Annotated in this window: 9 protein-coding genes; all 9 read left to right on the forward strand. The window is 72.5% G+C overall.

Features of this window, described 5'->3' with window-relative positions; genetic code table 11:
• The gene (locus tag ABZ340_RS08105; protein ID WP_358780923.1) at positions 1-1,008 is read left to right on the forward strand and encodes a methionine synthase; all 1,008 of its coding nucleotides are present in this window, start codon (positions 1-3) and stop codon (positions 1,006-1,008) included.
• A gap of 15 nt (positions 1,009-1,023) precedes the next feature.
• Positions 1,024-3,219 (forward strand): NAD-dependent DNA ligase LigA, encoded by a 2,196-nt coding sequence (gene ligA / locus ABZ340_RS08110; protein ID WP_358780924.1) that lies wholly within the window; start codon positions 1,024-1,026, stop codon positions 3,217-3,219.
• A 259-nt stretch (positions 3,220-3,478) separates the two neighbouring features.
• Positions 3,479-5,833: a bifunctional diguanylate cyclase/phosphodiesterase gene (locus ABZ340_RS08115; RefSeq protein ID WP_358780925.1), complete on the forward strand. Its 2,355-nt coding sequence runs from the start codon at positions 3,479-3,481 to the stop codon at positions 5,831-5,833.
• A 107-nt stretch (positions 5,834-5,940) separates the two neighbouring features.
• Entirely contained in the window at positions 5,941-6,432 is a 492-nt protein-coding gene (locus ABZ340_RS08120) for a cupin domain-containing protein (protein WP_358780926.1), read from the forward strand.
• 116 nt (positions 6,433-6,548) lie between these two features.
• Positions 6,549-6,845 carry an Asp-tRNA(Asn)/Glu-tRNA(Gln) amidotransferase subunit GatC gene (gatC, locus tag ABZ340_RS08125; RefSeq protein ID WP_029381524.1) on the forward strand — a complete coding sequence of 99 codons (297 nt, stop codon included), beginning with the start codon at positions 6,549-6,551 and terminating at the stop codon, positions 6,843-6,845.
• 6 nt (positions 6,846-6,851) lie between these two features.
• Positions 6,852-8,348: an Asp-tRNA(Asn)/Glu-tRNA(Gln) amidotransferase subunit GatA gene (gatA, locus tag ABZ340_RS08130; protein WP_358780927.1), complete on the forward strand. Its 1,497-nt coding sequence runs from the start codon at positions 6,852-6,854 to the stop codon at positions 8,346-8,348.
• The gene (locus ABZ340_RS08135) at positions 8,345-8,584 is read left to right on the forward strand and encodes a hypothetical protein (protein WP_358780928.1); all 240 of its coding nucleotides are present in this window, start codon (positions 8,345-8,347) and stop codon (positions 8,582-8,584) included. Before gatA ends, ABZ340_RS08135 begins: the two co-directional genes overlap by 4 nt.
• Positions 8,585-8,599: 15 nt before the next feature.
• On the forward strand, positions 8,600-10,114 hold the full coding sequence (gene gatB / locus ABZ340_RS08140; protein ID WP_358780929.1) for an Asp-tRNA(Asn)/Glu-tRNA(Gln) amidotransferase subunit GatB: 1,515 nt from the start codon (positions 8,600-8,602) through the stop codon (positions 10,112-10,114).
• Positions 10,115-10,391: 277 nt separating this feature from the next.
• On the forward strand, positions 10,392-12,698 hold the full coding sequence (locus ABZ340_RS08145) for an MMPL family transporter (RefSeq protein WP_358780930.1): 2,307 nt from the start codon (positions 10,392-10,394) through the stop codon (positions 12,696-12,698).
• The last annotated feature ends 59 nt before the right edge of the window (positions 12,699-12,757 follow it).

Here is a 12,757-nt window from a genome sequence, read left to right on the forward strand (position 1 = left end):
GTGAGCGAAAACAGCCAGTTCAGGTTCGGTCCCGCCACCGGCGTCGGGTCCATGCCGGGCGCGGACGCGCGTGAGGCCGTCAAGACCGTCACCGGCACCTTCGAGGACTTCCCGTTCCTGCCCGAGCTGCCCGCCCGCGGGCCCGGCGCCGACATGACCGGCCGCACCGCCGGGATGCTCGTCGAGCTGTACGCGCGCGTGGAGCCCAGCGGCTGGCGGCTCGGCGACCGGCCCGGCCGGGACACCCGGCGGGCCCGCTCCTGGCTGCGCGAGGACCTCGACGCGCTGGAGGAGTACACCCAGGGCTACGAGGGGCCGCTGAAGGTGCAGGCCGTCGGCCCCTGGACGCTGGCCGCCGCGCTGGAGCTGCGCAACGGCGAGGCCGCCCTCTCCGACGCCGGTGCCTGCCGCGACCTGGCCGCCTCCCTCGCCGAGGGGCTGCGCCTGCACCTGGCGCAGGTGCGCAGCCGGGTCCCGGGGGCCCAGGTGGTGCTCCAGCTCGACGAGCCGTCCCTCACCGCCGTCCTGCGCGGCCGGGTGAGGACCGCCAGCGGCTACCGCACCCACCGCGCCGTCGACCGGCAGGTCGTCGAGTCCACCCTGCGCGACGTCGTCGGCGCGCACGACGGCGGCCCGGTCGTGGTCCACTCCTGCGCCCCGGACGTCCCCTTCGCCCTGCTGCGCCGGGCGGGCGCGGCGGGCGTCTCCTTCGACTTCTCCCTCCTGACCGAGCGTGACGACGAGGCGATCGGCGAGGCGGTGGAGGGCGGCACCCGGCTGCTGGCCGGTGTCGTGCCGGGCACGGACGGCCCGTTGTCAGACCCTGCCGGTAGCGTCATGGGGGTCAGGACGCTGTGGCGCAGGCTGGGGCTGCATCCGGGGCTTCTCGCGGAGGCGGTCACCCTCACTCCGGCGTGCGGACTCGCGGGCGCGTCCCCCGAGTACGCGCGCCGGGCGCTCGCCCACTGCGTCCGGGCGGCGAGATCCCTCGCGGACAACCCAGAGTAACGGGAGGACAACACGGTGGCCGGCGACAAGCAAGCGGAGACGACGAACGTGCCCGCCGAGGCGCGGGAGAAGCACGTGCAGCTCGCTGAGCAGATCGAGGAGCACCGCTTCCGGTACTACGTGAAGGACGCCCCCGTCGTCAGCGACGCGGAGTTCGACCGGCTGCTGCGTTCCCTGGAGGCCCTGGAGGACGAGTACCCCGAGCTGCGCACGCCCGACTCGCCGACCCAGAAGGTCGCCGGCTCCTACGCGACGGAGTTCACGGCGGTCGAGCACCGCCGGCGGATGCTGTCCCTGGACAACACCTTCAACGACGACGAGCTCGCCGCCTGGGCCGAGCGCATCGCCAGGGAACTGGGCGACCAGACCTACCACTTCCTGTGCGAGCTGAAGGTCGACGGCCTCGCCGTCAACCTCACCTACGAGCACGGCCGCCTCACCCGCGCGGCGACCCGCGGCGACGGCCGCACCGGCGAGGACATCACGCCCAACGTCCGCACCATCGCCGAGATCCCGGAGCGCCTGAAGGGGGAGAAGGTCCCCGACCTCGTGGAGATCCGCGGCGAGGTCTACTTCCCCATGGAGAAGTTCGAGGAGCTCAACCGCCGTCTGGTCGAGGCCGGCGACAAGCCCTTCGCCAACCCGCGCAACGCGGCGGCCGGTTCGCTGCGCCAGAAGGACCCGCGCGTCACCGCCGGCCGCCCGCTGCACATGGTCGTCCATGGCATCGGCGCCCTGGAGGGCTTCACGGGCCTGACCCGCCTGTCCCAGGCCTACGACCTGCTGAAGACCTGGGGCCTGCCCACCTCCCGGCACAACAAGGTGGTCGACGGCCTCGGCGGCGTCCGGGAGTTCATCGCGTACTACGGCGAGAACCGGCACTCCGTCGAGCACGAGATCGACGGGGCCGTCATCAAGCTGGACGAGATCCCGCTCCAGGGACGCCTGGGCTCCACCTCGCGCGCGCCGCGCTGGGCGATCGCCTACAAGTACGCGCCGGAGGAGGTCAACACCAAGCTCGTCGACATCCGCGTGGGCGTGGGCCGCACGGGACGCGTCACGCCGTACGCCCAGGTCGAGCCGGTCACCGTCGCGGGCTCCGAGGTCGAGTTCGCCACCCTGCACAACCAGGACGTGGTCAAGGCCAAGGGCGTCCTCATCGGCGACACGGTGGTGCTGCGCAAGGCCGGTGACGTCATCCCGGAGATCCTCGGCCCGGTGGCCGACCTGCGCGACGGCAGCGAGCGGGAGTTCGTGATGCCGGGCGAGTGCCCCGAGTGCGGCACGCCGCTGCGGCCCATGAAGGAGGGCGACGTCGACCTGCGCTGCCCCAACGCCCGCACCTGCCCCGCCCAGTTGCGCGAGCGCCTGTTCTACCTGGCCGGCCGCAAGGCCCTGGACATCGAGCACTTCGGCTACGTGGCGGCGGCCGCGCTCACCAAGCCGCTGGAACCGGCGGACCCGCCGCTGAAGGACGAGGGCGACCTGTTCGACCTCACCGTCGAGCAGCTGCTGCCCATCCGGGCCTACGTCCTCGACCAGGACAGCGGCCTGCCCAAGCGGGACCCCAAGACCGGCGAGGAGAAGATCGCGACGGTCTTCGCCAACCAGGAGGGCAAGCCCAAGAAGAACGCGCTGGCGATGCTGGAGAACATCGCCGCCGCCAAGCAGCGCCCGCTGGCGCGCGTCCTCACCGGCCTGTCGATCCGTCACGTCGGCCCGGTCGCCGCCGAGGCGCTGGCCCGCGAGTTCCGGTCCATCGACCGCATCGAGCAGGCGAGCGAGGAGGAGCTGGCGGGCACCGAGGGTGTCGGGCCCATCATCGCCGCCTCCCTCAAGGAGTGGTTCGCCGAGGAGTGGCACCAGGAGATCCTGCGCAAGTGGAAGGCCGCCGGCGTCCGTATGGAGGAGGAGAGCTCGGGGGAGGACGAAGGCCCCCGCCCCCTGGAAGGACTCACCGTCGTCGTCACCGGCACCCTGGAACACTTCACCCGGGACGGCGCCAAGGAGGCACTCCAGACCCGGGGCGCGAAGGTGACCGGTTCGGTGTCGAAGAAGACCTCGTTCGTCGTGGTGGGCGACAACCCCGGCTCGAAATACGACAAGGCCATGCAGCTGAAGGTTCCGGTCCTGAACGAGGACGGTTTCGGGGTTCTGCTCGAACAAGGACCCGAGGCTGCGGCGGAAGTAGCACTTCCGTCCGGGGAATAGCGGTTGAAGGCCACTCGTTCGGCGCATATCAGATGCATACGGGTGGCCGGGGCGCATTCGGGCAACCGTCGACGACCGCTGCCCGTGGAAGCCTTCTGCGGCCTACTGTTGAGGTGTGCGCCTGCCGTGCCCAGCTGCGGTCGGGGCATCCCCGTGCTCTGCGAGAGCAGGGGGAAGGGTTTTCCAACGCGGCGCCGTTGATGGTGGTCGAGGCGGGGGCCGCGTGGCGTGGGCACCGCCGGCTGTGAGAGGGACGGGAATGGAACCGACCGAGAGCGCCGCCCCGGGCTCCCGGCTGCGCCGGTACCGCAGGGCGAGCGCCTGGCGGGTCAGCCGGTGGGCCGGGTGGTCCTCGGAGCACGGCGGCGCCAAGGGGCGCGCCGCCCCGCCGCACGCTCCGGGGGAGGACCGTGGCGCGGGACCGTACACCGCGGGCCGCCGGTCCGGCGGCCCGCGCCCGGCGGACGGCCGGCAGCCCGGACCGCACGCCGCGGCCGACGGCGGCGGCGCCGCGACGACGGCCGCCGAACGCGGCCCCTCCCTCTCCGGTGCCGACGCCGAACGGCACCTGTCCTGGCCCGCGTTGCCCGCGGCCGTCGTCGCGGCGGCCGGATTCGTCCTGGGCGCCGGGTTCTACCGGGCGTTCAGCGGCGGCCACGCCCTCTTCCCGTCCGGCACCACCGGCTGGTCCCTGGCCGTGCTCACCGGGACCATCGTCGGCCACCTCGTCATGCTCGGCCGGGCCCGCTGGTGGGGCGGCACCGGCTCCGGCGCCGCCCTCACCCTCGCCGTCCTGCTGCTGTACGGCTGGGTCCCGGCCGGCATGGTCAGCCTCACCGTCGTCGTGCTCGTCGGCGTCGCCCGCCGGGGCCGCTGGCGGCAGGGCGTGCTGCACGGCGCGGTGGACATCCTCGGCATCGGTGCCGGAGCCCTGCTGCTGGGCGCCTGCGGCTCCGTGCCGTCCGTCGAGGCACCCTGGGACCCCGCCACCTGGACGCTCTACACCGCGCCCGAGGTGGTGGGCGTCGCCGTCACCTACCTCGCCGTCACCCGCGTCCTGCTGTGGTACCTGCACGCACCGCGCGGCGGCCTGCCCACCGTCGCCCGCACCGCCCTGCTCAGACAGGGCCTGCTCGCCGCCGCCCTGCTCGGCATCGCCCCGCTGATCTGCGTGGTCGCGTTCGCGCAGCCGCTGCTGCTGCCGCTGTTCTCCATCCCGCTGATCGCCCTGGACTCCACCCTGTGGATCGCCCGCGCCCGCGCCGAGGAGCAACTGCGCGACCCGCTGACCGGACTGCCCAACCGGCAGTGGCTGCTGGAGCGGATCTGGACCGCGCTGGACGACGCCGAACGCATCGGCGCCCGCGCCGCCCTGGTCCTGATCGACCTCGACCGTTTCCGGTCGGTCAACGACACCCTGGGGCATCTGGCCGGTGACCGGCTGCTGCTGCAGACCGCCGACCGGCTGCGGCTGGCGCTGCCCCGCGGAGCGGAGGTCGCGCGGCTGGGCGGCGACGAGTTCGCCGTCTTACTGCCCGTCGCCGACTCCACGACGTCCGTGACCCGTGTCGCCCGCAGCCTGATCGCGGCCCTCGGCTCCCCGCTCGACCTGGACGGCCTCACCCTGGTACTGGAGGCCAGCGCCGGTGTCGCCGTCTTCCCCGACCACGCGCTGGACGCCGAGGGGCTGCTGCGCCGCGCGGACGTGGCGATGTACCAGGCGAAGCGGGACCGCACCGGCGTCGAGGTCTACGAGTCCAAGCGGGACTCCAACACCCCGGACCGGCTGGGCCTGCTGGGCGATCTGCGCCGGGCGCTGGACGCCCACGAGGTCGAGCTGCACTACCAGCCCAAGGTCCGCTTCGACGGCCAGGTCGCCGGCCTGGAGGCCCTGGTGCGCTGGGTGCACCCGGAGCGGGGCAAGGTCCCGCCGGACGAGTTCATAGCGATCGCCGAGTCCTCCGGGCTGATGCCGCACCTCACCGAGTACGTGCTGGAGACGGCGCTCGGGCAGGTCGCCCGCTGGCGCTCCCAGGGCCTGTTCGTGCCGGTCGCGGTCAACGTCTCCCCACGCGACGTCCACACCCCCGGCTTCGCCGGCTCGGTCGCCGCCCGGCTGGCCCGCCACGGCGTCCCCGCCGGGGCGCTGCAATTGGAGATAACCGAGCACGTCCTGCTGGAGGACCCCCAGCGCGCCGCCGACACCCTCGCCGGACTCACCGGCCACGGCGTGAAGATGTCGCTGGACGACTTCGGCACCGGTTACTCCTCCCTCGTCCACCTGCGCCGCCTCCCCGTCAGCGAGCTCAAGATCGACCGCTCGTTCGTGGCCCGGCTGGCCGTCGACACCGAGGACGCCGAGATCGTGCGCTGCACGGTCGACCTCGCCCACTCGCTCGGCCTGCTCGTCGTCGCCGAGGGCGTCGAGGACGACGAGACCTGGGAGCGCCTGCGCGACCTGGGCTGCGACGCCGTCCAGGGCTGGCTGGTGGCCGCCGCGATGCCGCCCGAGGAGACCACCGCCTGGCTGCGCGCCCGCGGCTCCCGTGGCTGGCAGCGTCCCACCGCCGCCCTCCCGGCCGCCGCGGCGGACGACCCGGGACGGGTGGGCTGAGGCGTACGGCCCGCGGGAATGCGGCACGCTGCCATGATCGTTGCCGACGGCACGGCGGTGCGCACGGCACCGCCCGTCCGCGCCGGAACCAACCCAGAGGTGACGCGATGTCCCTGTTCGTCCCGCGGTTCGACCCGTCCGTCGTCGTCCGCGACGCCGAGGCCGAGGTGGTCGGCAGCGCCCCCGTGGCCGTCAAGCTGCTCGCCGACAGCAGCGCCACCGGCGGCGCCCTGTCCACCGTACGCGTCACCCTCACCGAGGGTGCCGACGGCGCCCGCCCCCACCTGCACCACAATTCCGCGGAGATGTTCTACGTGCTCGACGGCGCCGCCGAGTTCCTCTCCGGCGACGACGTCGTCACCGCAGAGCGCGGTGATCTGGTCGTCGTACCGCCGGGAAAGCCGCACGCCTTCGCCGCCGCGCCCGGCAGCGGCGCCGATCTCCTCATCGTGATCACCCCCGGCGTCGAACGCTTCGAGTACTTCCGCCACCTCCAGCGCATCCGCCTCGGCGAGGCCACGCCGGAGAGCCTGAAGGAGGTCCAGGACCTCTACGACAACCACTTCCTGACCAGCGCGGCCTGGGACGGGCGCCACTGACGGGGCCCTGGCGGGGGCCCGGCGGGGGCCGGCGGGGGAAACCGTTTCACGGGCACCGGGCCCCGCCCCATAGGATTGGCCCCAAACCACTCACACTCACCCCAGAGGAACGCTGCATGCCTGGCATCACGCGCGAGGAGGTCGCCCACCTCGCCCGGCTGGCGCGTCTGGAGCTGAAGCCCGAAGAGCTCGATCACTTCGCGGGACAGCTGGACGACATCATCGGCGCGGTGGCCCGCGTCAGCGAGGTCGCCGACCAAGACGTACCGCCGACCTCGCACCCGCTCCCGCTGACCAACGTCATGCGCCCGGACGAGGTCCGACCGTCGCTCAGCCCCGAGCAGGCGCTCTCCGGCGCCCCGGCCCAGGAGCAGCAGCGTTTCAAGGTGCCGCAGATCCTGGGGGAGGAGTAGCCCGCCATGCCGGACTCCATCATCAAGCTGACCGCGGCCGAGATCGCCGCGAAGATCGCCTCCGGCGAGCTGACGGCCGTCGAGGTCACCGAGGCCCACCTGGCCCGGATCGAGGCCGTCGACGAGAAGGTGCACGCCTTCCTGCACGTCGACCGCGAGGGCGCGCTCGCGCAGGCCCGCGCCGTCGACGCCAAGCGGGAGCGCGGCGAGAAGCTCGGCCCGCTGGCCGGCGTGCCGCTGGCGCTCAAGGACATCTTCACCACCGAGGGCGTGCCCACGACCGTCGGCTCGAAGATCCTCGAAGGCTGGATCCCGCCGTACGACGCCACGGTCACCAAGAAGCTGAAGGCCGCCGACGTCGTCATCCTCGGCAAGACCAACATGGACGAGTTCGCCATGGGGTCGTCGACGGAGAACAGCGCCTACGGCCCGACCGGCAACCCGTGGGACCTCACCAAGATCCCCGGCGGCTCCGGCGGCGGCTCCTCCGCCGCCCTCGCCGCCTTCGAGGCCCCCCTCGCCATCGGCACCGACACCGGCGGCTCCATCCGCCAGCCCGCGGCCGTCACCGGCACGGTCGGCGTGAAGCCGACCTACGGCGGCGTCTCCCGCTACGGCATGGTCGCCTTCTCCTCCTCCCTGGACCAGGGCGGCCCCTGCGCCCGTACGGTCCTGGACGCGGCCCTGCTGCACGAGGTGATCGCCGGCCACGACCCGCTGGACTCCACCTCCATCGACGCCCCGGTCCCGCCGGTCGTCGAGGCCGCCCGCAACGGCAGCGTGGCGGGCATGCGCGTCGGCGTCGTCAAGCAGTTCCGCGGCGAGGGCTACCAGCCCGGCGTCATCCAGCGCTTCGACGAGTCCGTCGCGCTGCTGAAGGAGCTGGGCGCCGAGATCGTCGAGCTGGACTGCCCCTCCTTCGACCTCGCGCTGTCGGCGTACTACCTGATCGCCCCTTCGGAGTGCTCCTCCAACCTCGCCCGCTTCGACGGCCTGCGCTACGGCCTGCGCACCGGCGACGACGGCACGCGCTCCGCCGAGGAGGTCACCTCCCTCACCCGCGAGGCCGGCTTCGGCCCCGAGGTCAAGCGCCGCATCATGCTCGGCACGTACGCGCTCAGCTCCGGCTACTACGACGCGTACTACGGCAGCGCCCAGAAGGTCCGCACGCTCATCAAGCAGGACTTCGAGAAGGCGTTCGAGCAGGTCGACGTGATCGTCTCCCCGACGACCCCGACCACCGCCTTCCCGATCGGCGAGCGCGCCGACGACCCGATGGCGATGTACCTCGCCGACCTGTGCACCATCCCGACCAACCTGGCGGGCAACGCGGCCATGTCGCTGCCCTGCGGCCTCGCCCCGGAGGACAACCTCCCGGTCGGCCTGCAGATCATCGCCCCCGCCATGAAGGACGACCGCCTGTACAAGGTGGGTGCCGCCGTCGAGGCCGCCTTCGTGGAAAAGTGGGGCCACCCGCTGCTCGAGGAGGCTCCGTCGCTGTGAGTGCACTGACCAAGGCCAAGGGCTTCAAGAAGTCCAAGTCCGGTACGTACCTGACCATGGCCACCACCGCCTTCGGCGCGATCGGTGCCGTCAAGCAGATCAAGAAGGCCCGCACCGAGAACGACACGCTGCGCCTGATCGACGCCGTCGTGACCGCCGCCGGGATCGTCACCGGTCTCGCCGTCCTCTACCGCGAGCTGAAGCGGCTGGGCGACGACGACGTCCTGCTGGGCTGAGAGGGAATTTCCACCGTGACCACCACGACCGACCTGGTGTCGTACGAGGACGCGCTCGCGTCGTACGACCCCGTCATGGGCCTCGAAGTCCATGTCGAACTCGGCACCAAGACCAAGATGTTCTGCGGCTGCTCGACCGCGCTGGGCGCCGAGCCGAACACCCAGACCTGCCCGGTCTGCCTCGGCCTGCCCGGCGCGCTGCCGGTCGTCAACGCGACCGGCGTCGAGTCCGCCATCAAGATCGGCCTCGCGCTCAACTGCCAGATCGCCGAATGGTGCCGCTTCGCCCGGAAGAACTACTTCTATCCGGACATGCCGAAGAACTTCCAGACCTCCCAGTACGACGAGCCGATCGCCTTCGACGGCTACCTCGACGTGCAGCTGGAGGACGGCGAGACCTTCCGCGTGGAGATCGAGCGCGCCCACATGGAGGAGGACACCGGCAAGTCGACCCACGTCGGCGGCGCCACCGGCCGTATCCACGGCGCGTCCCACTCCCTGCTCGACTACAACCGCGCGGGCATCCCGCTCATCGAGATCGTCACCAAGCCGATCACCGGTGCCGGCGAGCGCGCCCCCGAGGTCGCGCGGGCGTACGTCCGTGAGCTGCGCGAGCTGATCCGCGCGCTCGGCGTGTCCGAGGCCCGCATGGAGATGGGCCAGATGCGCTGCGACGTGAACCTGTCGCTGATGCCGAAGGGCGCGGACAAGTTCGGCACGCGCTCCGAGACGAAGAACGTGAACTCGCTGCGGTCCGTGGAGCGCGCGGCCCGCTACGAGATCCAGCGGCACGCGGCGGTCCTCTCCTCCGGCGGCACCATCGTCCAGGAGACCCGCCACTTCCACGAGGACACCGGCTCCACGACCTCGGGCCGCGTGAAGGAGGAGGCCGAGGACTACCGGTACTTCCCGGAGCCCGACCTGGTGCCGGTCGCCCCGTCCCGTGAGTGGGTCGAGGAGATCCGCGCCTCCCTGCCCGAGCTGCCGCTGGTGCGCCGCAACCGGCTCCGTGAGGAGTGGGGGATCTCCGGCACCGACATGCAGGCGATCCTCAACGCCGGTGCGCTGGACCTGATCGTCGCCACGATCGACGCCGGCGCCGACGCGGCCTCCGCCCGCAAGTGGTGGATGGGCGAGCTGGCCCGCAGCGCCAACGAGTCCGGCAAGGCCCTGGACGAGCTGGCGATCACGCCGGCGCAGGTCGCCCGCGTCACCGAGCTGGTGGCCTCCGGTGACCTGAACGACAAGCTGGCCCGCCAGGTCATCGAGGGCGTCCTCGCCGGTGAGGGCACGCCGGACGAGGTCGTCGACAAGCGCGGCCTGAAGGTCGTCTCCGACGAGGGCGCGCTCACCGCCGCCGTCGACGAGGCCATCGCCGGCAACCCGGCCATCGCGGAGAAGATCCGCGGCGGCAAGGTCGCCGCGGCCGGCGCCCTGGTCGGCGCGGTCATGAAGGCGACCCGGGGCCAGGCGGACGCGGCGCGCGTCAAGGAGCTGATCCTCCAGAAGCTGGGCGTCGGCGAAGGCTGACCACAGCGCACTCCACACCTCACGAGGGGGCGCACCGGAACCGGTGCGCCCCCTCTTCCTGCTTCCTGGGCGTTTCCATGCGCGGTTCGTGTGAGTAAGCCCACGAACCCCACAAAGGATCACCTTCCCCTGCAAGAGTGGCCTTCGCGTCACTCATGCATTCTTTGCGGGCTGTTCACGTCTGTGCACGTCTGTATACGTCTATATACGTTCTTTCGTGTCCTGAACGACTGTTCCCGGTCAAAGATCCATCATCAGTACATCTGGGAGCACGTTCGTGGCAGCCCTCGCACGCTGGTGTGTCCAACGCCGCCTCGTCACCGTCCTGCTCTGGCTCCTGGCCCTCGCCGGGGTCACCGCGGCCGCGGCGGCCACCGGCTCGGCGTACTCCGACGACTACAAGGTGCCCGGCACCGAGTCGGGCCGCGCCTCCCAGCTCCTCGCCTCCGGCTTCCCCGGCCTCGGCGGCGACAGCGACACGGTCGTCTGGCACACCACGACCGGCTCCGTCCGGGCCGCCGACGTCGAACAGACCATGACCCGCGCCCTGGAGCGCATCGGGGACCTGCCCGGCGTCACCGCCGTGACCGGGCCCTACGGCGCCGAGGGCGCGGGCCGGATCAGCGCGGACGGGCACACGGCGTACGCCACCGTCGCCTTCGCCGGCGAGGAGAAGGACCTCCCCGAGCCGACGGCGCGGTCCGTCGCCGACATCGCCGAGGCCGCCGAGGGCGACGGTCTCCAGGTGGAGCTGGGCGGCGGCGCCGTCGCCGGCACCGGGAAACCGGGCGGCCACCTCGCCGAGGCCGTCGGCGTGGCCGTCGCCGCCCTCGTGCTGTTCCTCGCCTTCGGCTCCCTGGCCGCCTCCCTGCTGCCCATCGCCACCGCCCTGGTCGGCGTCGGCACCGCCTACGCCGGGATCACGCTGCTCGGGCACGCCATGACCGTCGCCGACTTCGCGCCCATGCTGGGCCTGCTGATCGGGCTCGGCGTCGGCATCGACTACGCCCTGTTCATCGTCACCCGGCACCGGCGCGGCCTGAAACGCGGGCTGTCCGTCACCGAGGCGGCCACCGGCGCCGTCGCCACCACCGGACGCGCGGTCGTCTTCGCGGGCGCCACCGTGTGCATAGCCCTGCTGGGCATGCTCATCCTGCGGCTGGACTTCCTCAACGGGGTCGCCGTCGCCGCCTCGCTGACCGTCGTCCTGACCGTCGCGGCCTCCGTCACGCTGCTGCCGGCCCTGCTGGCCTGGATCGGCCCGCGTGCGCTCAGCCGCCGCGAGCGGCGCCGGCTGGCCGAGCACGGACCGCAGCCGGAACCGCCCACCGGGTTCGCCGCCCGCTGGGCGGCCTTCGTCGAACGCCGCCCCAAGCTGCTCGCCGCCGTCGCCCTCGTCGTCGTCACACTCCTCGCCCTGCCCACCCTCGGGCTGCGCCTGGGCACCTCCGACCAGGGCAACGACCCCCAGGGCACCACCACCCGCCAGGCGTACGACCTCCTCGCCGACGGCTTCGGGCCCGGCGTGAACGGCCCCCTCACCCTCGTCACCGAGGTCGGCGGCGCCCAGGACCGGCTCGCGCTCGACAACCTCGACACCGCGCTGCGCGCCACCGAGGGCGTCGCCGCGGTGACACCCGTGACGTTCGACGCCGGCGGCGGCACCGCGTACCTCACCGTCGTCCCCGACTCCGCCCCGCAGTCGGAGCGGACCAGCGGCCTCGTCGACCGGCTGCGCACCGAGGTGCTGCCGCGCGCCGAGGCCGGCACCTCGCTCGACGTGCAGGTCGGCGGCGTCACGGCCGGCTACGACGACTTCGCCGGCGTCATCGTCGGCAAGCTGCCCCTTTTCGTCGGCGTCGTGGTCGCCCTGGGCTGCCTGCTGCTCCTGCTGGCCTTCCGGTCCCTCGCCATCCCGCTGAAGGCCGCCGCGATGAACGTCGCCGCCGTGGCCGGTTCCTTCGGCGTCGTCGTCGCGGTCTTCCAGTGGGGCTGGGGCAGCGACCTGCTCGGCCTGGGCAGCGCCGGGCCGATCGAGCCCTTCCTGCCGGTGATCATGGTGTCGGTCCTCTTCGGCCTCTCCATGGACTACCAGGTCTTCCTGGTCAGCCGGATGTACGAGGAGTGGCTGGAGACCGGGGACAACCGGCGGGCCGTGCGGGTCGGCCTCGCCGAGACCAGCCGGGTGATCAACTCCGCCGCGTTCATCATGATCTCCGTCTTCCTCGCCTTCGTGCTCAGCGGTGACCGCGTGATCGCCATGTTCGGCATCGCGCTCGCCGCCGCCGTCGCCCTCGACGCCTTCGTGCTCCGCACCCTCCTGGTGCCGGCGCTGATGCACCTGCTCGGCAGCGCCAACTGGTGGCTGCCCCGCCGGCTCGACGCCCGCCTGCCCAGGATCAGCATCGAACCGCCCGAGTGCCGTGCCGCCCAGGAGCGGCCGGCCGCCGTGGCGGACGCCGGGACGGTGGACGGCGACGCGATGGACGGCGACGCGCTGGACGCCGAGATGGCGGACGTCCTGGCGGCGGAGGAACGGCGGGAGCGGGCGGCACGCGCGCGTGCCGCGCACAGCGATCGTTGAGAGCCCCGGACAGAAGGGGCGCCCGGCTCGCGACGCCCGGCACGCACGCTTGCCGCGTT

The organism is Streptomyces sp. NPDC006134 (genome assembly GCF_040628835.1).
GTDB lineage: Bacteria > Actinomycetota > Actinomycetes > Streptomycetales > Streptomycetaceae > Streptomyces.

Excerpts from the sequence above, each read along its gene's own strand:
- ABZ340_RS08120 (WP_358780926.1), top strand. The coding sequence starts at position 5,941 with ATGTCCCTGTTCGTCCCGCGGTTCGACCCGTCCGTCGTCGTCCGCGAC.
- gatC (WP_029381524.1), top strand. The coding sequence starts at position 6,549 with ATGCCTGGCATCACGCGCGAGGAGGTCGCCCACCTCGCCCGGCTGGCG.
- gatA (WP_358780927.1), top strand. The coding sequence starts at position 6,852 with ATGCCGGACTCCATCATCAAGCTGACCGCGGCCGAGATCGCCGCGAAG.
- ABZ340_RS08115 (WP_358780925.1), top strand. The coding sequence starts at position 3,479 with ATGGAACCGACCGAGAGCGCCGCCCCGGGCTCCCGGCTGCGCCGGTAC.